We start from the raw sequence: 22,336 nt of genomic DNA on the forward strand, positions 1-22,336 counted from the left end.
AAAAGGATCCGGCCATGACCACGAACTTCGCGCTGCCCGAGGAAGCGACCGACATGACCGCGCTGTACGTCCGCGCGATGAACGCGGGCGACGTCTCGGCGGTGCTGTCCCTCTACACCGAGGACGCGGTGTCGATCTGGGATCCGGAGAAGCCCATCAGCGGCGAGGAGCACGTGCGGGCCGTCCGCGACTTCATGGCCCAGCGGCCGGTGATGCGCGCCGAGGTCAAGGAGTCCTATGTGACCGGCGACACGGCGCTGCTGGTGGTGGACTGGTCGTTCGACGTCAAGGGCGCCGAGCCGCTGTCCGGCACCGGGCTGGACGTGCTCCGCCGCGGCGCGGACGGCAGGTGGCGCTACGCCATCGACAACCCGTTCGGGGACAACTGACATGGCGCCCGAACTGGCCGAGGCGCACCTGCGCGGTCTGCTGTCCCAGCTCGGGCTGGACGCGGAGTACGTGCGCGGCTCGGGCGACACGCTGTGGTGGCGCAAGGCGTCCGGCGAGGAGGTGCCGGTGGTCGACTTCGTCGGCGGCTACGGCTCGCTGGTGCTGGGCCACAACCACCCCGAGATCGTGGCGCACGCCCGTGACCTGCTGGATCGCCAGGTGCCGGTGCACGCGCAGTTCTCCTACCACCCGTACGCGAACGACCTGGCGCTGGCACTGAACCGGGTGCTGTGGCGGGAGTTCGGGGTGGACGAGCCGTACTCGGCGATCTTCGCCAACACGGGCGCGGAGGCCGTCGAGGTGGCGTTGAAGCACGCCGAGATGGACCGGGGCGCGCGGGTCGCGGCGCTGCGGGAGTCGGTCGAGGAGCACTTGGCGACGGCTCCGGCGGAACTGGTCGAGCAGGTCAGGGCGCACAACGAGGGCCGCTTCGACGTGCCCCCGGTGTTCCTGACCTTGGCGGGCTCGTTCCACGGCAAGCTGGCGGGCAGCGTGCAGCTAACCCACCACGGCGGCTACCGGCTGCCGTTCCGGGGGTTGGCCGCGCAGGCGCGGTTCGTGTCCGACGGCGAGGTCGCGAAGGCCGTGGAGGCGTCCCGCGTGACCGTGCTGGACGTCGTGGACGGGCAACTGGTCGAACGCGACCTGCCGGTGGTGGCGGCGTTCTTCGTCGAGCCGATCCAGGGCGAGGGCGGCATCCACGTGCTGGACGAGGGCGTGGCGGCGGACATCCGCGCGGCGGCCGACACGTTCGGCTTCCCGGTGGTGGTGGACGAGGTCCAGAGCGGCGTGGGCCGGACCGGCGCGTTCTACGCCGCGTCGCACATCGGGCTGCTGGGCGACTACATCGTGCTGGCCAAGGCGCTGGGCGGCGGGCTGGCGAAGTCGTCCGTGCTGCTGGTGCGGCAGTCGCGCTACCTGCCGGACTTCGAACTGCTGCACAGCTCGACGTTCGCGAAAGACGCGCTCTCCTGCCACCTCGGGTCACGGGTGGTCGAGCTGCTGGAGGCGTCGGACGGGGCGGCTTACCGGCAGGCTGCTGCGCGTGGGGCTGCTTTGGAGGAGGCTCTGCGGTCCGTTCGGGCGTCGTTCCCGTCGGTCGTGTCCGACGTGCGCGGGCGGGGTCTGATGCTGGGGCTGGAGTTCGCCGACCAGTCCGGCGGGCCGGGGCGGCTGGGCGAGTTCGCCCGGATGGGCCTGCTCGGCTACGTGCTGGCCGGCTACCTGCTCAACGCCCACCACGTGCGCGTCTTCCCCACCGCGAGCGCTTCGCACACGCTGCGGTTCGAGCCTTCGATCGCGATCACCGACTCGCAGATCGAGCAGTTGGTCGCGGGCTTGCGTTCGGCGTGCGCGGCACTGCGCGACCAGGACGAGTCCCTCCTCCTGCCCGGCTGACCACCCCCAGGGTCCGCCGGCGGCACGCAGCGGCCCACCGACGCGAGGTCGGTGGGCCGTTGTGTTGTGGCTAGCCCTTGACGGAGTCCAGGAAGGCCTGGAACCGGTCGCCGTCGAAGCTCAGCGTTCCCGATGCCCGACTCTTGGTATCCCGCACAGCCGCCGACTCAACCGAGCGCGCGACCTCCACGCAACCTTGCGCCCCGCCACTCCGGGACGACTTCCGCCAGCGCGCGTGCTCGAAGTTCGAGGCGATCATGGTGAACCCTCCTACGTCAGCTCGCGGATACGTCGATTGATCTTCTCAACCGTCCGCTGCTCACTCAAGGTGGTTCCGCTCAGATTCTCGAACGCCAGGTCATATACCCGGACATGTTCCCTGCCAAGGTAATCCGCCGCGGTGAGCCCTTCGACGTAGACGACACCGGGGCGGTCGGCGACCAGGGTGACGATCGTGAAGACAACGCCGTGCGAGGTGTGCGCCCCTGCCTCGAACGGCACGATCCGCACCGACACGTGCGGGAGCTTCGCCAGGTCTCGGACCTCCTCCAGTTGGGCGCGAAGCACGGCACGGCCGCCGATCATCCGGTACAGCGCTTCTTCGCCCACCACCAGCCACAGGCGGGGCGCGCCAGGGGACTTCATCCGCTTCAGCCGCATCGCCCGGTCCTCCGCCATCCTCGCCACTTCGGCGGGTGAGGCGATCACCGAGCGTTCGAGCATCGCGCGGGCGTAGTCGGCGGTCTGGACGACGCCGGGGAAGAAGTCGCCGCTGAACATCTTGAGCGCGATGGCGGCGCGTTCGAGGTTGACGTACTTGACCGAGTGCTCGGGAACGCGAGCCGGTGGGAGTTTGCGCCGTGCTTCGGTCGCGAGCCGCCGGAGCGCGGGCACGTCGCCTTCCGGGATCCCGTACGCCCGGACGAGCTTCGCGAGGTCCTTGTCGCTGACCTTCATATCGCCCTGCTCGACCTTGGACAGCTTGCCGGTGTACCACCCGAGAGCCTTGCTGGCGTCGGCGTTGGACAACCGGGCCGCCTCGCGGGCGTCGCGCAGGTCCGCCCCGAGCAGGATCCGCTGTATGACGGGGCCGGGGCTGGGTTCGGATGAGGTCACCCGATCAGTCTGCCGGTACCTCGACAAGTCTCGGAAAGAATTCACACCATCGAGTACAGAAACCCTGCAACGTGGTTCGTACTAGAAATTCTAGTACTACCGTCGCGACATGACCGACACCGTGCTGGACTTCGAAGAGTTCGTATCCGAGATGGTCGCCGACGACGCACCCCGCCTGTTCGCCGTGGTGCAGGTGTACGGCGAACAGGAAGACGGCGACGTCGCCGCCTGGGGCCTGGCGTTCGAGGACCACGCCGAAGTCCTGCGCGTCGGCGGCGGCACGAGGATGCGGTTGCGGTCACCGGACCGGGCGGTCCGCCTGCTCAGCCGGGCGCCTGACGTCAGCGCCCGCCTGGTGTGGGTCGATCAGGTCAGCAAAGCACGCGCGTAGTTGCCCAGAGAACGCTGGTACCGCGGCAAGTGCGGTGCCAGAGCGCCCAAAGCCAGCGCCACAGCCTCCCGCTCCCGCCCCACATCCACCAGAGCCAGCGCCAGAAAAGCCCGCACCGCGTCATCCAGGTGATCCGACGCAACATCCTGCTCGGCCGCCAGCAGCTCCACCGCGATCTCCGGCTGCCCGAGGTTCCGCAAAGAACTAGCCATCTGGATCACGGCACGACGGCGGCGCTCGCCGGTCAAACCCAAATCCAAAGCCTCCCGGTACAGCGGCACGGCCTGGTCGGGGTGCCCGGTCGAGTCGAACGCCGCCGCCCGCTCGAACGCGCCGACCGCCTCCGGCGCCCCGGACACCGCCGACGAGACCAGGGCGCGGAACTCCTCTGGGGACAGCTCGTCCAGTCGCGCCCACGCCTCGGCAACACGCTGCTCCCAATCCATACAAAGCAGCAAATCACAGCGGCACGTTGCCGTGTTTACGGGCCGGGGTGCGGCGGCGTTTGTCGCGGAGCATCGCCAGCCCGCGGGACACTGCCGAACGGGTCTCCGCCGGGTCGATCACGTCGTCCACCAGGCCGCGTTCGGCCGCGTAGTACGGGTGCATCAGCTCGTCGGCGTACCGGGCGGTGAGGATGGCGCGTAGTTCCGTCGGGTCGGTGGCGGCGGCCAGTTCCTTGCGGTGCACGACGTTGACCGCCGCCTCCGCGCCCATGACCGCGATCTCGTTCGTCGGCCACGCCAGGGACAGGTCGCAGCCGATCGAGCGCGAGTCCATCACGATGTACGCGCCGCCGTACGCCTTGCGCAGGATGACCTGGATGCGGGGCACCGACGCCTCGCAGTACGCGTACAGCAGCTTCGCGCCGTGCCGGATCGCCCCTCCGTGCTCCTGTTCCGTGCCGGGCAGGAAGCCGGGCACGTCGACCAGCGTCACCAGCGGGATGTTGAACGCGTCGCAGAAGCGCACGAACCGGGCCGCCTTCTGGGACGCGGACGTGTCCAGGACGCCGGCCAGCACCAGCGGCTGGTTGCCGACGATGCCCACGACGTCGCCGTTGATGCGCGCCAGGGCGCAGACCACGTTGCCCGCCCAGTCCTCGTGGACCTCCAGGAACTCCTCGTCGTCCACCAGTTCCGCGATCACGGCCCGCATGTCGTAGGGCTGGTTCGGCTCCACGGGCACGATGTCGGCCAACGCGGGCCGCAGGTCGTCGCCCGGACCGCACTCGCACGGCGGCGGGGGCTCCAGGTTGTTGCCCGGCAGCAGGGACAGCAGGTAGCGCACGTCGGCCAGGCACGTCTCCTCGTCGTCGTGCACGAACGACGCCACGCCCGACCGCCCGCCGTGCACGTCCGCTCCGCCCAGCTCGTCGTGGGTGACCCGTTCGCCGGAGACCGCCCGCACCACGTCCGGGCCGGTCAGGTACATCTGCGCGGTGTCGCGGACCATGAACGTGAAGTCCGCCAGCGCCGGGGAGTAGGCGGCGCCGCCCGCGCACGGGCCCAGCACCACCGAGATCTGCGGGACGATGCCGGACGCCTCCACCTGGCGGCGGAAGATGCCGCCGTAGCCGTCCAGCGCCATCACGCCTTCCTGGATGCGCGCGCCGCCGCTGTCGTTGAGCGCCACGATCGGCGACCCGGTGGCGACGGCCATGTCCATCACCTTGTGGATCTTGGCCGCGTGCGCCGCCCCGAGCGAGCCGCCCGAGATCGTGAAGTCCTGCGCGTAGACGAACACCCGCCGGCCGTCCACCGTGCCCGACCCGGCCACCACGCCGTCCGTGGACGCGCCGGTCGAGCCCTTCCGGTACATGTCCACCTCGACGAACGTGCCCTCGTCCAGCAGCAGCTCCAGGCGTTCGCGCGCGGTGCGCTTGCCCAGGCGGTGCTGGCGTTCGACGGCCGTCCGGTTGCCCAGCGCGATGCGGCTGGTCAGCTCGTCGCGGCGGTCGCGCAGCCCGCGCATGGTCCGCCGCGGTGGCCGCGGCGGGTCGGGTCGGACCGCGGGACGGAGGTCCATCTCGGAAATGCTCATCGTCGCCCTTCGCTCGTGTCGACCTGCCCGTACGCGCCGTCGAAGAACAGCAGCCCGGCCGCGCCCGTGCCCCGGCCTGAGCCCAGCACCCGGCCGATGAACACCGAGTGGTCGCCCGCCTCGTGCACGCCGTCCAGCGCGCACTCCACCCACGCCAGGGAGTCGGTGAAGACCGGCGCGCCGGTGTGGGGGCCGGGCGCCCAGTCGACGGTGTCGAACTGGGCGCGGCCCGCCGGCCGGGCGCGGCTGGCGAAGTGCCGGGCCCGCGGCTCCTGGTCGGCGCGCAGCACCGAGGTGGCGAAGTGGCCGGCGGCGGTGATCGCCCGGTGCATGGTGGCGGTTCGCGCCACGCAGCACAGCACCAGCGGCGGGTCCAGCGACACCGAGCTGAACGCGTTCGCCGTCATCCCGTGGATGTGCTCGCCGCCGACGGTCAGCACGACGACCCCGGTGGCGAACCGCGCGAGGGTGGAGCGCATCTCGGTCGGGGACACCCCGGTCCGCTGGGTGGCCAGTTCCATCGCACACGTCCTTCCCGCAATAGGGGCGCGGACCGCGCATGGGGCACGCGGTCCGCGCGGGCGGTTCAGCCCTGGAGGTCTTCCACCGAGTCGGCGACCGGCCGGTCGACCGCCATCACCCACTTGCCGTGCTCGCCGCGCACCAGCACGTCGGTGCACTTGCCGCGGATGCGCTGCCGGCGGCCGTCCTCCAGGTCGATCACCAGGTCGTACTCGACGATGATCAACGAGGTGTCGCCGGCGGTGTAGTACGACTTCACCTTCGACTTCAGCCGCGGGCCGGTGGCCAGCAGCGCGGTGATCGCCTCGGTGCGCGCCTTCCCGGTCAGCGGGCTCCCGGACAGGTTGGAAATGGAGTCGTCCCGGTAAAGGCTGTCGAAGATGGCTCCCCGGCCCGAGTTGAAGGCCTTCAGGAACACGTCGTTCTGCGTTTCCGGGTCGTCGGTGAGATCCAGGTTCTGCCAGTCGATCTGGGCGGTCATGGACGAGACCTCGCTTCCGGTGCGGATTCGGCATTGCCCGCGTTCCACGCTAGCCGGCCGACCCTTCCCACCTCTCATCGCGGAATAACCGGACGCTCATTGTCGGCTCCGGTCCTATTTTTCTTCCATGCGCGCCGGATGAGGTCCGCCCCGCGTTCGCCGATCATCACGGCGTGCGCGTGGGTGTGGCCGCGGGGGGCCTCGGGGATGACGGACGCGTCCACCACGCGCAGTCCGGGTACGCCGCGCACCCGGAGGTGCTCGTCCACCACCGCGCCGATCCGGCAGCTACCGACCGGGTGGAAAACGGTCTGCGCGCGGGCGCGGATGTAGTCGGCCACCGCGTCTCCGGCGGGCCACGGCGCGACCGGGCCGCGGTGCAGCGGGCGCAGGGCGGCCGAGTCGAGGATCCGCTCGGCGAACCGCACACCTGCCGTGTACGTGCGCACGTCGGCTTCGGCGGTCAGGTAGCCGGGGTCGATGCGGGGCGCGGTGGCGGGGTCGGTGTCGGCCAGGGTGAGCCGGCCCCGGCTTTCCGGACGCAGCAGCACGACGCCCACCGTGTAGCCCGGCAGCGGCGTGCCGTCGTCGCCGAAGGCCATCGGCGACCAGATCAGCTCCAGGTCCGGCGGGCCCGCGCCGCCGTCCGCGCGCAGGAACGCCACCGCCTCGCCGATGTTGGACGTCAACGGCCCCATCCGGTACCGCTCGTAGCGGTCGCGGGCGTCTTCGAGGAACCTGGTGGCGGCCGGCGCGTGCACCGCGAGGTCCAGGATCAGGTGGTCGTGCAGGCCACGGCCGACCTCGGGCAGGTCCACCCGCGGAGCGACGCCGGCCGCGCGCAGCTCGTCGGGGTCGCCGATGCCGGACAGCAGCAGCAGGTGCGGCGAGCCGACCGCGCCCGCGCTCAGCACCACTTCCCGGCGGGCGGTGAGGATCCGGTCGGCCAGCCGCACGCCGGTCGCGCGCCCGTCGGAGAGCAGGACGCGGTGCACCGGCCCTCCGGTGAGGACGGTCAGGTTGGGCCGGGCCGCCGCCGGCCGCAGGTAGCCGTCGGCGCAGCTCCAGCGCGCGCCCGCGGACTGGGTGACCGGCGTGGGCGCGCAGCCGGAGTTGTCCGGGCCGCCGAGGCCGCCGGCGACCGGTTTCAGCCCGGCCGCCACGCAGGCGTCCAGGAACCGGGCGGTGCTGGGGTCGGGGTCGCGCTGCGGCGCGATCCACAGTGGACCGTCCCGGCCGAACGCGCCGCCGTCCGCCGGTTCGCCCGCCCAGCGCTCGGCCTTGCGGAAGTACGGCCGGACGTGGTCCCACGACCAGGACGGGTGCCAGGACGCGAAGTCCTCGGCGTGGCCGGGCACCCACATCTGGAAGTTGGTGGACGACGAGCCGCCCAGCACCCGGCCGCGCGGCCAGCGCACCTCGCGCCCGCCCAGGCCCGGCTGGGCGAGCGTCGGGAAGTCCCAGTCGACGGCCGACCCGAACAGCTCCAGCGCGCCCAGCGGCACGGCGATGTCCGGGTGGTCGTCCGGACCGCCCGCCTCCACCAGGGCCACCGTGACACCCGGGTCCTCGGACAGCCGCGCGGCGACCGCGCAGCCCGCCGATCCCGCGCCGACCACCACGTAGTCGAACTCCACCGCTTCCGTCATCACCGCTCCCACGGGTCGCGGTCCGGCGGCCCGCAGCTTGGGCCGCCGGACCGGTGCGATCACCTCAGCGCGTGCCGCGCCACCTGCTCGGCCGCGCGCAGACCGGACTCCATCGCCCCGTCCACGTAGCCGCTCCACCCGCTCGCGATATCGCTGGTGGCGAAGCAGATCCGGCCCTGGGGCCGCTGGATCTCGGCCAGCAGCCCGGTGAGCTGGCCCGGCCTGCGGAACGACCAGCCGCCCAGCGCGTACGGGTCCGCGCCCCAGTTCTGCCCCTTCACCGCGAGCACCTGCGCGTCCGGCACCACGAGCCGCACCGCCTCCTGCACCTGCGCGGTGTTGCCCACGTCGAGCCGTTCGTCGGTGCTGAACCCGATCATGAGCTGCCCGTCGGACAACTGCTTGTAGGGCACCAGCGTGTCGACCGGGAAGCCCTCGGGCGTGTAGACGAAGGTGTTGCCGATGGACGTGCGCATGTGCAGCCACAGCTTCTTGGCGTGCGGCACACCGAACGTCTCCCGCGAGGCACGCGTCCGCTCCGGCGACAGGCCGGGGCTGAACTCGATGGTGCGCCACAGGTTCACCGGCACCGCCACCACGACCGACGCCGCGGTGAACACCGCGCCCGCCCGCGTCCGGACGGTGACCTGCTTCCCGTCGTCGGCGATGGACTTCACCTGCGTGTTGAGCTTCACCTCCGGCGCGGCCTCGGCGAGGATGGCCTGCGCCAGCCCGGACATGCCGGAGGCCGGCTTGTAGGTGTTGATGCCGTACCACTGCTCGGCGTTGTAGTCGCACAACGCCCACCAGTGCAGGAACTCCGTGTACGCGCCGCGGGTGGACGAGCCGCCCAGGCCGCCGATCGCGCCGCTGAGCCACTTGTCGTCGAGTGCCGACAGCCGCATGGCGTCGAGGTGCTGCCGGATGGTGAGCTGGTCCGGCTCGCGCAGCAGGTCGGCGCGGACCAGCGGATCGTCCGCCCGCGGGAACAGCTCGCGGGCCCGTGCGGAGAACCGGGCGAGCAGCTCGCCCTGCCTGCCGAACGCCTCCTCGGGCGTGAAGAACCCGAACCCCTTCTCGGTGGGGAACAGCGTCCGCTCGGGCGCCGGGTCGGCCACCAGGCCGATGCGTTGATCCTCGATCTCCTTCCACACCAACGTCTGCCGCGGGTCGACCCAGTTGCCGCCCAGCTCCACCCGTTCACCCTGGAACGTGGTGGTCCACGCGCGTCCGCCGACCCGGTCCCGCGCCTCCAGCACCAGGACCCGCAGGCCCCGGCGGCGCAACGACCTGGCGGCGGTCGCGCCCGCGAAGCCGGCGCCCACGACGATCACGTCGTAGGCGGACCGGCCGCCGGTCGCCGCCGCCAGGCCGGGTGACAGGGCGCCGCCCGCGACGGCGGTCGCGGCTAACGCCTTGAGCACGTGGCGCCGGCTGGGGCCGGCGGTCGTGCTCGACCTCGCATTCCGCATATTCGGTATCCCCCAGTGGGTCTCGGTTACAGGAACGGTGTGTCCGGGTCCAGGCCTACCAGGACCCGGCCGTGCACTTCCAGGCTCATGTCGGGCGACATCAGCCCGTGCGTGGTCAGGCCGAGCAGGTCCCGGTGGAACCGCTGGAACGCCGCGTGCTTGCCCAGCGCGGACGCGCCGGCGATGGTCTGGAGGTCCTGCACGGCTTCCTTGACGAGCTGGATGGCCGTGCCGGCCTGCCCGCGCACGGCCGCCTTCTCCTCCCACGTGGGCGGTTCGCCCGCGTCGGCCCGCCGCTGCAACAGGTCCACGTAGGCGGCGGAGAGCGTCTCGGCGGCGGTGATCTTGTTGGCGGCCAGCGCGACCCGGTGCTGGGTCAGCGGGTGCTGCCGCTGGTCGGTCCACGACGTGTAGGCCAGGCCGCGGCCGGGCAGCCGCTCCAGGAACAGCTCCAGCGACGCCTTCGCCATCCCGATGTAGGCCGCGACGGATTCGGCCACCACGTAGCTGATGAGGCTGTAGCCGCGGCCCGACACGGTGGGCGTGCGGCCCGGCGCCCCGTCCAGCAGCGCCTCCTCGCCGGTCACCACCCGGTGCGCGGGCACGAACACGCCCTTGGCCGTGGTGGTGGAGCTGCCGGTGCCCGAAGCGCCGGTGACGTGCCAGTCGTCCGCGATGGACAGCTCCGACATCGGCACCATCGCGAACACCTCCTCCTCCGTGCCGTCGGGGCGCTCGACGATCGCGGCCAGCAGGTCCCAGTGCGCGCCCCGGCAGCCGGTGTTGAACCGCCACGAGCCGTCCAGCAGGTAGCCCCCGTCGGTCGGGGTGGCCTTCGCGGTGGGGGTGAAGCCGCCGGAGATCCGCACCGAGCCGCCCGCGAAGATCTCCTCCTGGGCCTGGTCGGGGTAGAGGGTGGCCATCCACGCGCTGGACACCCACGCCACGGCGGTCCACCCGGTCGAGCCGCAGCCGCGGGCGACCTCGGTCAGCACCGCGATCTGCTCGGCCAGCGGCACGTCGGTGCCGCCGAAGCGGCGCGGCACGGCCATGCCGAAGACACCGGCCTTGTCCAGCAGGTCGACGTTCTCGTCGGGGATCCAGCGCCGCTCCTCGGCCTCCAGGCCGTTCTCCCGCAACCTGGGCACGATGTCCCGGACGGCGTCCAGCACTTCACTCATCGGGTTTCCTCTCCGCTTCGGGTGAGCAGCACGGGCAAGGTCAGGTGACCGTTGGAGATGAACGACCCCAGCGGTCGGAGGCGGTCCGCCGGCGCGGCGAGCCGCAGGTCCGGGAACCGGGAGAACAGGGCGGGCAGGCCGATCGCGGCCTCCAGCCGGGCCAGCGGCGCGCCCAGGCAGTGGTGCACGCCGTGGCCGAACGCCAGGTGCTCGCGTCGGGTCGGCCGGGTCGGGTCGAACCCGGCGGCCGTGTCGCCGTGCACCTTCGGGTCGCGGCCGGCCGCGCCGAACGCGATGACCATCGGGTCGCCCTCGGCGATGAACGCGTCGCCGAGGTCGATGTCCTCCACCGCGTAGCGCAGCGGCAGGTTCGGGAACGGGGCCTCCAGGCGCAGCGCCTCCTCGACCACGTCCTCCCACGGCAGCGCGCCCGCCCGCACCGCCGCCAGCGTGTCCGGGTGGGTCAGCAGCAGCGTGATGGTCTGGTCGAGCAGGTTCACCGTGGTCTCGTGGCCGGCGGTGAACATCAGCAGCACGGTGTCGACCAGCTCGCGCTCGCTCAGGCCGTCGCCGTCGTCGTCGTGCGCCTGGATGAGACCGGTGGTCACGTCGTCGCCGGGGCGCTCGCGCTTGATCGCCACCAGCTCGTGCAGCAGCCGGTACAGGGTCAGCTCGTTGGCCTTGACCCGGTCCGGCGGCGCGGAGGTGTCCATGATCTCGTGCACCGAGCGGAGCAGGTCGCCGCGGATCTCGTCCGGGATGCCGAGCAGCGCGGAGATCACCTCCACCGGCAGCGGGTAGGCGAACCGCTCGCGGAGGTCCACCGCCTCGCCCGCCGGGAGCCGTGCCAGCTCCGCCACCAGGCGCTCGGTGACCGCCTCGATCCGGGGCCGCATCGCCTGGGTGCGCCGCGCGGTGAACGCCTTGGCCACCAGCTTGCGCAGCCGGGTGTGCTCGGCCCCGTACGCGGTGATCATGTTGCGGTCGGCCACCCACATCGCCAGCGACCAGGTGCGGGCCAGCTCGCTCTCGCCGCCGCCCCACGCGGGCCAGTGCCGGTAGGTGTCGCGGGACACCCGCGGGTCGGTGAGCAGTTCCTTGATGAGCGCGTAGTCGGTCACCCACCACGCGATCACCTCGCCGGGCAGCTCGACCCGCACCGCGCGCCCCAGTGCCCGCAGGCGCTCGGACTCGCCGTGGACGTCCAGCCCGGCCGTGTCGATCACCGGGTGGTTCAGCGGCTTGGTCATGCGAACCGCCCCGCGTCCTGGTCGCGCAGGATCTGGCAGACGTCCCGGAACGCCGCGTCCACCCGCGCGATCTCGTCGTCGGACAGGAAGATCGACGGTTCGAACCGCATCGTCTCCACGTTGCTGGCGGTGGAGAAGATCCGGATGCGGTGCTTGCGCAGCAGGTGGCCGCCGATGACGAAGGCGAGCGCTTCGTGCTCGACCGCCTCGCGGATCTCCGCCGACGCCGACCCGCGCTGTTCGTGCAGCTCGAAGCCGAGCATCAGGCCGGCGCCCCGCACGTCCTTGACCACGTCCGGGTAATCGGCCTTGATCGCCTCCATCATCGCCTTGGCCCGCGCGCCCCGTTCGGCGGCGAGCCGGTAGGCCCGGCCGCCGTCCGCCTCCAGCATCTCCAGGAACTTCACCGCGAGCCTGCTGGAGAAGCCGTCCCGGCCGTAGGTGGAGGTGTGCATCAGCTCGAACTCCTTGCGGTACCGGTGCTCGTTGACCAGCACCACGCCGAGCTTCGCGATGCCCGCGCCCAACGCCTTGGCGAGGATGATGTAGTCCGGCTCCAGCCCGATGGCGGTGCCCGCGAGGAACGTGCCGGAGCGGCCCATGCCGGACTGGATCTCGTCGGACACCAGCGGCACGCCGATCGTGTCGCACGCCTGGCGCAGCGCCCGGGCCAGCTCGGCGGTCAGCGGGAAGATGCCCGCCTCGCCCTGGATCGGCTCCACCAGGAACGCCGCGAACACCGGGAAGTCGCGCTCCACCAGGTCGACCACGCCGTCCTGCACGACGAAGTCCAGCAGCGCCGCGCGCTCCTCGTCCACCACCTTGGCGATCAGCTCGGGGCGGTCGCGCGGGATGAACCGGGCCTGCGCGGCGAGCGCCTTGAACGGGCCCCGGAACTCCTCGTTGTAGGTGAGCTGGACACTGCTGACCAGCTTGCCGTGGAACCCGCCCTCCAGCGCGAGGAACAGCGGCGGCCGGGCGGCGGTCTCCGCGTTGCGCCGCTGGACCTCCGCGACCAGCGCCGCGAACCCGCCCCCGCCGGTGTCGAGGGCGGCGGCGGCCTCCGACACCGGCACACCGGCCTCCACCGCGGCACGGGCCCGCGCGGTGTGCTCGTCGATCTCGGCCTGGAGTTCGGCGATCCGCATCCCGCGGTCCAACTCGGCGTGTTTGATCGTGATCTCGACCGCTTCGGCGCCGGAGTTGCCGAACAGGCCGTAGAACTTGTCCTTGGTGCCCAGCTCGCGCCGGACGATCTTGTTCAGCCCGGCGGCGAGGTCGAGCGCGAAGGAGTAGCCGGAGAACTGGGCGTGCACCGGCGTCCGCTGGTCCAGCAGCCACTTGGCGTGCTCGACCAGTTCGGGGTGGTTGTGGCCGAACATCAGCGAGCCGAAGCCGCTGGCGGCGTCGAAGACACCGACCTCGGCGCCGTCGTCGGCGAGGTAGTACAGCGTGTTGCCCTCGGCCCGCACGTACTTCCGCGCCAGGCCGAACTCTTCGAGCACCTCGACCAGGTACGAGTCCGCGAATTCGGGCGTACCAGGAGATGAACTCATTTTCTCGTCTCCGATCGACAGGTTTTCGCGGCAGTTGCAGTTCCGCGCCCGCGCGGTTCGGCGAGCTGTGTGCAGATATATCGCGGATCGCCGACGAGGCTGGTCATCGCGGGTTCACCCGGGCTCCGGATGAGTCCTCGATGAGCACCCGATTACCGGCAGGTGCCCGGTGTGGGGAAATACGCGCGAGGCGTGGACACTATTCGTGTCGCCGACAGCACACAGCGCAGTCGCACCAAGCCGGCCAGTGGGGCGGGGTCTCAGCTCTCCAGCACAAGGGAGCGGACTTCGCTCAGTCCCAGCGCCCGGCCCTCGGCCATCAGATCGGCGAACGCAGCGCCCAACGCCGCCTCACCGCGCCCGGTGGAACGATCCACGTCGCCGCGTTCGGCGGGTGGCAGTGGAGCGCCGGCGGTGGCGCGGGCGGCTGCCGCGGCACCCAACAGCAGCGCCGCCCGGCGGTGGTCGCCGCACGCCGAGTAGCCGCCCGCCACGCCTTCCACGGCGAGCGCGATGGTGCGGGGGTCGCCGGTGGCCCAAGCGGCGGCGTAGCCCTCGCGGTGCAGGCACAGCGCGGTCTCGGCCTCGCCGCGCTGTTCGGCCACGAAACCCAGCTCCGCCAGGATCAGCGCGACGCCGTGGTCGCCGTCGAGTTGGCGGCACCAGTCCAGCCAGCGGCGCAGGTGCGTTTCGGCGGCGTCCAGCCGGCCCTCGCGCCGCGCGCCCAGTCCCAGCCCCACCTCGGCGAACTGCTCGCCGAAGGTGAAGCTCTGCTCGGCCGCCAGCCGCATCGCCCGCTCGTGCAGTTCCCGCGCCTGCGCGTAGTCGCCGCCGAGCAGTGCGATGCGGCCCAGCCCGGACAGTTTGGTCGACACCTCGGTCCACAGGCCGAGGGTCTCCGCGATGCGCAGCCCGTCCCGGTGCAGTCGTGCCGCGCGGTCGTACTCGCCGTGCACCTCGGCCAGCGCCGCCAGCGCGTCGGTCGCCTGCAACCGGCCCCAGCCGTCGCCGAGGTCGGTGAACAGCGCGGCGCTCTCCGTGCCGTACTGCCTGGTCGACGTCAGGTCGCCGCGCAGCACGCTCTGCGTCGCCAGCGCGGCCAGCGCGGCGGCGGTGCCCCAGTCGTCACGCAGCGCCCGGAACTCGCCCAACGCCCGGTCCAGGCGCTTCTCCGCGCTGTCCTGGTCGCCGAAGCCGATCCTGGTGAAGCCGAGGAACCAGCGCACGATCGCCCGGCCCAGCGGGTCCGCCACCTGGTCGACCAGCTCGTCGTAGCGTTCCAGGGAATGCAGGGAGTCGCCCGCGCGCAGACTGAACCCGGCCTGCCACGCCAACGCTTTCGCACGGTCCGAACCGGTCCTCGAAGCCCCGCTGAGCGCCCGCACGCCCTCCGAACCCGACCCCGCAGCCCCGCCCAACGCCGTCGCGCCGCCCGCACCCGGCCCCGCAGCCCCGCCCAACGCCGTCGCGCCGTCCGAACCCGGCCCCGCAGCCTCGCTCAACGCCGTCGCGCCGTCCGAACCCGCCGCCGCAGCCCCGCCCAACGCCGTCGCGAACGCCCGCTTCGCCTCCGCCAACCGGCCGCGCAGGAACCAGTACCAGGCCAGCGCGTTGACCATGCGCAGCGCGAGGTCCGGCGCGCCGTGCCGACTGGCGGACTCCCAAGCCACGCGGAAGTTCGCGCTCTCCGCGTCCACCCGCTCCAGCCACGTGCGCTGCCCCGGCCCCCGCAGGTGCGGCAGCACCCGTTCGGCCAGCTCCGCGTGGTGGCGGGCGTGCCGCAGCCGCACTTCCGCCTCCTCACCCGCCTGCCTCAGCCGGTCCGCGCCGTACGCGGCGACCGACTCCAGCAGCCGGTAGCGCCGCACCCCCGCGACGTCGGACACGGTGACCAGCGACCGGTCGACCAGGCGGGCCACCAGGTCCAGCACCTCGCCCGGCTCGATCGGCCCGCCCGCGCACACCTCCTCCGCGGCCCGCAGCGGGCAGCCGCCGCTGAACGCCGACAGCCTGCGCAGCACCACCCGTTCCTGCTCGGTCAGCAGCTCCCACGACCAGTCGATGGCCGCGCGCAACGTCTGCTGGCGGGCGGGCGCGCCCCGGTTGCCCACGGTGAGCACGGCGAACCGGTCCGCCAGCCGGGCGGCCAGCTCGTGCACGCCCAGCGCGCGGACCCGGGTGGCGGCCAGCTCCAGCGCGAACGGCAGCCCGTCCAACCGGCGGCAGATCGCGTCCACCGCCGCCAGGGTGTCGTCGTCCAGCGTGAACCCCGGCGCGGCGGCGGTGGCGCGGGCGACGAAGAGCTGCACCGCGCCGGACTCGGCGGCCCGCTCGGGCGACCGGGGCAGGGTCAGCGGCGGCACGGTCCACAGCCGCTCGCCCGCGATGCCCAGCGGCTCCTGGCTGGTGGCCAGCACGCGCACGCCGGGCGCGGCCTGGAGGATCAGCTCGCTGAGCCGCGCCACCTCCTCGACCACGTGCTCGCAGTTGTCCAGCACCAGCAGTAGCTGCTTGGTGCGCAGCGCGTCGGCCAGCCGACCGTCCTGCGACATCCGCCGCCCGCCGGCCGCGACCTCGTCCCGCACGCCCAGCACGCCGGCCACCTGGTTGGCCACCGCGGAGAACCCGTGGTCGGCGGGCCGGTCCAGGGTGGACAGCTCCACCAGCCACACGCCGTCCGGGTACTGCTCGGCCACCTGGTGGGCCACGGCCAGCGCCAGCCTGGTCTTGCCGACCCCGCCGATGCCGTGCAGCGTGACCAGCCGGCTGGCCTCCAGCAGCGCGCGGACCTGCACCACCGCCGCGTCCCGCCCGATCAGCCCGCTGACCGGCACGGGCAGGTTGGTCACCGGCCGCGCCGTGGTGGTGATGGGGCTGGGGAACGGCGCCAGCGCCGGGTCGCGCTCCAGGATCGACTGCCGCAACGCGACCAGCTCCGCGCTCGGCTCCAGCCCCAGCTCCTCGGCCAGCCGCTCGCGCAGCTCGTCGAAGCCGGCCAGCGCCTCGCTCTGCCGTCCCGCGCCGTACAGCGCCCGCAGGTGGGCGGCCCGCAGCCGTTCCCGCAACGGGTGGCGCACCACCAGGTCGGCCAGCTCGCCCACCAGCAGGCTGTGCTCGCCCAGCTCCAGCATCGCGTGGGCGCGGTCCTCCAGCGCGGTCAGCCGCTGCTCCTCCAGCCGCGCGATGGCCGGCTGCGCGAAGTCGTCGTCGGCGAAGTCGGCCAGCGCCGGGCCGCGCCACTCCGCCAGGGCGTCACCGAGGGCGGCCACCCGGTCGCGGGGGTTCGCGGCGTCCCGCGCCTCGTCCAGCCGGTGCTGGAAGCGGCGCACGTCCACGTTCGCGTCCGGCACGTCCAGCAGGTAGCCCGGCGGGCGCGACACGACCTGCTCCCCCGCGCCCGGCTCGGCCGCCTCCAGCGCCCGCCGGAGCTGCCAGACCTTGGTGTGCACGGCCCCGACCAGGTTGTTCGGCGGCGAGTCGCCCCACAGCACGTCGGCCAGCCGGTCCACGGAGACCGGCTCGCCCTCCTGCACGAGCAGCGCCGCGAGCAGCGCGCGGACCTTCTTCCCCGGCAGGGCGAGCGCGCGGTCGTCCACGGGCCACGCGGCGAGGGGCCCCAGGATGCCGAAGCGCATGACAGCACGATATCCGGCGGTCCCGCCCGGGACAGTGCGCTGACGGGCAGGTCGGAGGACATTTCCGGACCGGCCGAACGGGATCGAGAGAGGTTCGAGAGAGCGCCGGGAGAGCGTGGGGCCACGGTGGACCAGGAAGCGGAGGTGGGGTGTGCCCACCTACCACCGGACAACGCGACACACGAGGGGAACTGGCAATGACTTCGGACAACCGCGCGCCCGTGACGGTCATCGGCCTCGGCTCGATGGGCTCGGCCCTGGCGGGCGCCTTCCTGGCGAAGGGACACCCGACGACGGTGTGGAACCGGTCGCCGAGCAAGGCGGACGACCTCGTCGCCAAGGGCGCCGTCCGGGCCGCGACGGTGGCGGAAGCCGTCGCGGCCAGCGGCCTGGTCGTGGTCTGCGTGCTCGACTACCGGGCGATGCGCGAGATCGTCAACTCGCTGGGCGACGCGCCCGCCGGCCACGTCATCGTGAACCTGACCTCCGGCACCCCGCAGGAGGCGCGCGAGACCGCCGCCTGGGCGGCCGAGCGCGGCGTGGACTACGTGGACGGCGCGATCATGGCGATCCCGGCCATGATCGGCTCCGAGCACACGCTGATCTTCTACGGCGGCCCGGAGGACGTCTACGACGCGCACGCCGCGACGCTGACCGCGATCGCGGGCGCGGGCACGTACCTCGGCGAGGACGCGGGCCTGCCGTCGCTGTACGACGTGGCGCTGCTGGGCCTGATGTGGACCACGTGGACCGGGTTCATGCACTCGCTGGCCCTGGTCGGCACCGAGCAGGTCCCGGCGGCGGCGTTCCTGCCTTACGCGCAGGCGTGGTTCGAGCACGTCATCGCGCCGGAGGTGCCGAACATCGCGAGCCAGGCGGACGCCGGGTCCTACCCGGACAACGACTCGACGCTGGGCATGCAGGCCGTCGCGATCGAGCACCTGGTGGAGGCCAGCCGCGCCCAGGGCGTGGACCCGGCCCTGCCGGAGTTCCTGAAGAACCGCGCCGAGCAGGCGATCAAGCGCGGGCACGCCGGCGACGGGTTCGGCGCACTGCTCGAAGTACTGCGCAAGCCCGCCACCGATTAGGAGATCAAGCCGGACACACCGGAGACGGGCTCGGCGCACCACTCGAAGCCACACCGCTCGAAGTGCTCCGCACGCCCGCCACCGACTGGGCCGGGCCGCCGCGGGCGACGCGGGAACCCGTCGCCCGCGGCGGGAGGCCAGGCGGCCGGGCGCGTGCTCGGCCGCCCACCTGGGGAAGGAACGGACATGGCACACACCGCCGACCGCGCCGGGGTCAGGGAATGGCTCGGGCTCGCGGTCCTCGCGCTGCCGACGCTGCTGCTGTCGGTGGACGCGACCGTGCTCTACCTCGCGCTGCCGCACCTCGGGGCCGACCTGCGCCCGAGCGGCACCGAGACGCTGTGGATCATCGACGTCTACGGCTTCATGATCGCCGGCTTCCTGATCACCATGGGCACGCTGGGCGACCGGATCGGCCGCCGGCGGCTGCTGATGATCGGCGCGGTGGCGTTCGGCGCGGCGTCCGTCGCCGCGGCCTACGCCACCGACCCGGTGATGCTCATCGCCGCGCGGGCGCTGCTGGGCATCGCGGGCGCGACGCTCATGCCGTCGACGCTGGCGCTGATCAGCAACATGTTCCACGACGCGACGCAGCGCGGCGTGGCGATCGGCGTGTGGGCGGCCTGCTTCTCGGCCGGGGTGGCGGCCGGTCCGCTGATCGGCGGCGCGCTGCTGGAGCTGTTCTGGTGGGGCTCGGTGTTCCTGCTGGCGGTGCCGGTGATGGTGCTGCTGCTGGTGGCCGCGCCGTTCCTGCTGCCCGAGTCGCGCGACCCGTCGCCGGGCCGGCTGGACCTGGTCAGCGTGGCGTTGTCGCTGGCCGCGATCCTGCCGGCGATCTACGGGCTGAAGGCGGTGGCGGCCGACGGCGTCGGCGTGCCGGCGCTCGCGGCGATCGTGCTGGGCGCGGTGTTCGCGGTGCTGTTCGTGCGGCGCCAGCGGTCGCTGCCCGACCCGCTGCTGGACGTGCGGCTGTTCGCGCGGCCCGCGTTCCTGGGCGCGCTGTTGGCCCTTCTGGTGGGTTTGGCCGTGGTGGGCGTGGTGTATCTGTTCGTCACGCAGTACCTCCAGTTGGTTGCGGGCTTCTCACCGCTGGCCGCCGGGCTGTGGCTGCTGCCGTCGGCGGTGGCCATGATCGTGACGTCGATGGCGGCTCCGGTGCTGGCGCGCCGGGTCGCTCCCGGCCCGCTGGTGGCGGTGTCGCTGGGCGTGTCGGCGGTCGGCTACCTGATGCTGGCGTTCGTGGACGGGCCGAACGGCCTGGCGCTGGTGGTGGCCGGTCTGGTGGTGGTGTACCTCGGCATCGGACCGATGATGGCGCTGGGCACCGAACTGGTCGTGGGCGCGGCACCCGCCGAGCGGGCCGGGTCGGCGGCGGCGATGTCCGAGACGAGCATGGAGTTCGGGCTGGCGCTGGGTGTCGCGGTGCTCGGCAGCGTCGGCACCGCGGTGTACCGGTCGGAGCTGCCGGCCGGCGTGCCGGGCGATGCGGCGGAGTCGCTCGCGGGCGCGTTGGCGGTCGGCGGGTCCGACGTGGTGGAGGCGGCCCGAGCCGCTTTCACGTCCAGCCTGAACGTGGTCGGTGTGGTGAGCGCCACAGCGACGGCGGTCATCGCATTGGTGACGTTGTTGCTGGTGCGTGGTCCCGCAGTGGAAGAGAAGCCGTTGGTCGATGAAGAACGGACATCTCGGACATGACAGACACGTCACCCGGTCGGGCGACAAGCCGCATTTCTGCTGCCGGCGACCTCGTCACCGGGTAGACACATCGGGCACGGACCAGCGACGCACATCCGCCACCGGATCCGGTGGACTCCGCGGGCCGGCCCTGAAACCAGTGGCCTCACCCGCCAGAACTGGGGGAGAGAAGATGAAGTTCCGATTACTGGGCCCATTGGAAGTCCTGCACGAGGGACGGCCGATCGCACTGGGCGGCATCAAGCAGCGGGCGACCCTGGGTTTCCTGTTGTTGAAGGCCAACCAGGTGGTCCCGACCAGCCAGCTACTGGGCGCGCTGTGGCCGGGTGAGGACCCGCCCGCGTCGGCCCGCAAGATGCTCCAGAACGCGGTGTGGAGCCTGCGCGCGGCGCTGTCCGTGACGGAGGGCCCCCACGCGCCCCGGCTGTCCACCCAGGCGCCCGGCTACGTGCTCCAGGTGGACCCGGAGCAGGTGGACCTGTTCCAGTTCCACCGGCGGGCCGAGCTGGGCCGGGCCGAGCCGGCGGCGCCGGAGCTGGCCGCGGGCGTGCTGCGGGAGGCGCTGGGCATCTGGCGCGGCGCGGCGCTGGCCGACCTCGTGGAGAGCGGCATCTGCTGGCCGGAGCTGACCGTCGTGGAGAACGCCCGGCTGGACGCGCTGGAGGACTACTTCGACGCGGAGCTGGCGTGCGGCAGGCACCAGTCGGTGCTGGGCGAGCTGGAGGCGATGGTCGAGGCGGAACGGCTGCGCGAGCGGTCCTGCGGCCAGCTCATGCTGGCGCTGTACCGGTGCGGGCGGCACGCCGACGCGCTCGCCGTCTACAGCAGGCTGCGCACGTCGCTGGTGGAGGACCTGGGGCTGGAGCCCGGACCGGGCCTGCAGAAGCTCCAGCACGCGATCCTCACCCACGACCCGGCGCTCGCGCTGGAGCCCGCGCGGGAGGAGGCCGTGGTCCGGCACCCGCGGCCGGTGGAGCCGGTCCCGGCGCCCCGGCCCTCGTCCGGGCCGCAGCGGCAGCACCTGAGCGTGGCGCTGGTGCGGGTGCGGCCGGCCACCGACGACGCCGACCCGGCCGAGGTGGACCACGCGCTGGCGGCGGTGACGTCGATGGTGCGGTCGGGCATCGAGGAGCTGGGCGGCACGGTGGCCACGTCCATCGGGTCGGCGTCGCTGGCGCTGTTCGGCGGTCCGTTCGCGCAGGGCGACGACGAGGAGCGGGCGGTGCGGGCGGCGCTCGCGCTGCGCGACTGCTTCGCCGACGGGATGGGCCGCAGCCTGGTCGTGCACATCGCGGTGGTGACCGGCGAGGCGCTGGTGCTGACCGAGCCGAACGCGCCGCCGACCGTGAACGGCGCGCTGGTGGACGAGTGCCAGCAGGTGCTGTCGGCGGTGCCGGACGGCGCGGTGTGGATCTGCTCGCGGACCCGTGAGCTGACCGGCCCGGCGTTCCAGGGCACGGCGGCGCGGGGCGGGGCGTGGGAGATCTCCGGCGCGACCGGCGAGGCCGACGGGCACGACAGCGAGTTGGCCGTGGTGCGCGGGCTGCTGGACCGCACGCTGCGGCGTGCCACCCCGCACCTGGTGACGGTGCTGGGCGAGCCGGAGGAGTTCCTGGAGCGGTTCGAGGGCCTCGTGGACGGGCCTCGGGTCCTGAGTGGACGGATCACGCCGGGCGACCCGCTGGGCGTGGTGCACGAGGTGCTGGCCGGGTACTGCGGCGTGCGGCCGGACGACGGGCCCGACGTGACGCGGGGCAAGCTCGCGGCGGCGCTGCGGGCGCTGAGCCCGGCCGAGGCGGACCGGCTGCTGGCGCGGCTGGACCCGACGCGGCCGGTCGACCCCGACGTGGTGCCGGCGGCGTGGCGGCGGTTCCTGGAACTGGCGGCGCAGGACCGGCCGCTGGTGGTGGTGCTGCGGGACGTGCACCTGGCGGGCGAGCAGGTCCTGGACGCGGTGGAGGACCTGGCGGACTCGGCGCACCCGGTGCCGCTGCTGGTGGTCGTGGCCGCACGGCCGGCACTGTGGGAGCGGCGGCCGAGCTGGGGCGGCGGCAAGCCGCACGCGGCGTCCATCACGCTGGACCCGCCCCGGGACGGGACGGCGGAACGGCTGCGCAGGCTGGTGTTGTCCGAAGTGGACAGCGAGGCGCTGTTAGGCGGAGAGGAGGAGGACCCACCGCGGGACCGGCCGAGACGTGAGCCGGACAGCTCGCTGCGCACCCTGTGGCCCGCCGACCACTGGCCGCCGCGGGTGCTGAAGCTGCCCCGGCTGCCCGTCGGGGCGAACCGGGGGGCCTGACCGCCCCGCACCGGATACGCCCGCCGGTACCCCGCCCGCTCCCCCGGGCTCGGCGCGTCCGCTCCCCCGGGCTCGACGCCACCCACTTCCCTCGACGCCGCCGCTCCGCC

The 22,336-nt window shown here is 72.8% G+C and carries 18 protein-coding genes; 6 read left to right on the plus strand and 12 right to left on the minus strand.

Annotated elements, in window-relative coordinates; all coding sequences use genetic code 11:
* The first annotated feature begins 14 nt into the window (after positions 1-14).
* Complete coding sequence (locus tag ACQPZF_RS28470) at positions 15-389, plus strand: YybH family protein (RefSeq protein ID WP_433262058.1); 375 nt, start codon at positions 15-17, stop codon at positions 387-389.
* Position 390: 1 nt separating this feature from the next.
* A complete protein-coding gene (locus ACQPZF_RS28475; protein WP_433262060.1) occupies positions 391-1,848 on the plus strand; it encodes an aspartate aminotransferase family protein in 1,458 nt (485 codons plus the stop codon).
* A 70-nt stretch (positions 1,849-1,918) separates the two neighbouring features.
* Here the strand turns inward: ACQPZF_RS28475 and ACQPZF_RS28480 are convergent, their stop codons facing one another.
* Positions 1,919-2,107, minus strand: coding sequence for a DUF397 domain-containing protein (locus ACQPZF_RS28480; RefSeq protein ID WP_433262062.1), 189 nt, complete (start codon positions 2,105-2,107; stop codon positions 1,919-1,921).
* Positions 2,108-2,118: 11 nt separating this feature from the next.
* The gene (locus ACQPZF_RS28485) at positions 2,119-2,964 is read right to left on the minus strand and encodes a helix-turn-helix domain-containing protein (RefSeq protein WP_433262064.1); all 846 of its coding nucleotides are present in this window, start codon (positions 2,962-2,964) and stop codon (positions 2,119-2,121) included.
* Between the two features lie 109 nt (positions 2,965-3,073).
* On the opposite strand from ACQPZF_RS28485, the gene ACQPZF_RS28490 reads away from it, so the two are divergent.
* Entirely contained in the window at positions 3,074-3,355 is a 282-nt protein-coding gene (locus ACQPZF_RS28490; protein WP_433262066.1) for a hypothetical protein, read from the plus strand.
* Here ACQPZF_RS28490 and ACQPZF_RS28495 read toward each other — a convergent pair.
* From ACQPZF_RS28495 to ACQPZF_RS28540, 10 genes are all read right to left on the minus strand, one after another.
* Positions 3,331-3,801, minus strand: coding sequence for a tetratricopeptide repeat protein (locus ACQPZF_RS28495; protein WP_433262068.1), 471 nt, complete (start codon positions 3,799-3,801; stop codon positions 3,331-3,333). The two genes, ACQPZF_RS28490 and ACQPZF_RS28495, sit on opposite strands and share 25 nt — an antisense overlap.
* Before the next feature lie 13 nt (positions 3,802-3,814).
* On the minus strand, positions 3,815-5,398 hold the full coding sequence (locus ACQPZF_RS28500) for an acyl-CoA carboxylase subunit beta (RefSeq protein WP_433262070.1): 1,584 nt from the start codon (positions 5,396-5,398) through the stop codon (positions 3,815-3,817).
* Positions 5,395-5,919 (minus strand): flavin reductase family protein, encoded by a 525-nt coding sequence (locus ACQPZF_RS28505; protein WP_433262073.1) that lies wholly within the window; start codon positions 5,917-5,919, stop codon positions 5,395-5,397. Before ACQPZF_RS28505 ends, ACQPZF_RS28500 begins: the two co-directional genes overlap by 4 nt.
* A gap of 65 nt (positions 5,920-5,984) precedes the next feature.
* A complete protein-coding gene (locus tag ACQPZF_RS28510; protein ID WP_433262076.1) occupies positions 5,985-6,401 on the minus strand; it encodes a YybH family protein in 417 nt (138 codons plus the stop codon).
* A 74-nt stretch (positions 6,402-6,475) separates the two neighbouring features.
* Entirely contained in the window at positions 6,476-8,050 is a 1,575-nt protein-coding gene (locus ACQPZF_RS28515; protein ID WP_433262078.1) for a GMC family oxidoreductase, read from the minus strand.
* 59 nt (positions 8,051-8,109) lie between these two features.
* On the minus strand, positions 8,110-9,522 hold the full coding sequence (locus ACQPZF_RS28520) for a flavin monoamine oxidase family protein (protein ID WP_433262081.1): 1,413 nt from the start codon (positions 9,520-9,522) through the stop codon (positions 8,110-8,112).
* A 26-nt stretch (positions 9,523-9,548) separates the two neighbouring features.
* Positions 9,549-10,703 (minus strand): acyl-CoA dehydrogenase family protein, encoded by a 1,155-nt coding sequence (locus ACQPZF_RS28525; protein ID WP_433262083.1) that lies wholly within the window; start codon positions 10,701-10,703, stop codon positions 9,549-9,551.
* Positions 10,700-11,953, minus strand: a complete 1,254-nt coding sequence (locus tag ACQPZF_RS28530) for a cytochrome P450 family protein (protein WP_433262085.1) — start codon at positions 11,951-11,953, stop codon at positions 10,700-10,702. Before ACQPZF_RS28530 ends, ACQPZF_RS28525 begins: the two co-directional genes overlap by 4 nt.
* Positions 11,950-13,509, minus strand: coding sequence for an aspartate aminotransferase family protein (locus ACQPZF_RS28535; RefSeq protein WP_433262087.1), 1,560 nt, complete (start codon positions 13,507-13,509; stop codon positions 11,950-11,952). Before ACQPZF_RS28535 ends, ACQPZF_RS28530 begins: the two co-directional genes overlap by 4 nt.
* Before the next feature lie 260 nt (positions 13,510-13,769).
* A complete protein-coding gene (locus tag ACQPZF_RS28540) occupies positions 13,770-17,144 on the minus strand; it encodes a BTAD domain-containing putative transcriptional regulator (RefSeq protein ID WP_433262089.1) in 3,375 nt (1,124 codons plus the stop codon).
* A 197-nt stretch (positions 17,145-17,341) separates the two neighbouring features.
* Between ACQPZF_RS28540 and ACQPZF_RS28545 the strand changes: the two genes are divergently transcribed.
* The 3 genes from ACQPZF_RS28545 (at position 17,342) to ACQPZF_RS28555 (ending at position 22,226) form a co-directional block, all read left to right on the plus strand.
* Positions 17,342-18,232, plus strand: coding sequence for an NAD(P)-dependent oxidoreductase (locus ACQPZF_RS28545; RefSeq protein WP_433262091.1), 891 nt, complete (start codon positions 17,342-17,344; stop codon positions 18,230-18,232).
* 186 nt (positions 18,233-18,418) lie between these two features.
* Entirely contained in the window at positions 18,419-19,927 is a 1,509-nt protein-coding gene (locus ACQPZF_RS28550) for an MFS transporter (RefSeq protein WP_433262093.1), read from the plus strand.
* A gap of 172 nt (positions 19,928-20,099) precedes the next feature.
* Positions 20,100-22,226 (plus strand): BTAD domain-containing putative transcriptional regulator, encoded by a 2,127-nt coding sequence (locus ACQPZF_RS28555; protein ID WP_433262095.1) that lies wholly within the window; start codon positions 20,100-20,102, stop codon positions 22,224-22,226.
* The last annotated feature ends 110 nt before the right edge of the window (positions 22,227-22,336 follow it).

It is taken from the genome of Actinosynnema sp. CS-041913 (assembly GCF_050942485.1).
Taxonomy (GTDB): Bacteria; Actinomycetota; Actinomycetes; order Mycobacteriales; family Pseudonocardiaceae; genus Actinosynnema.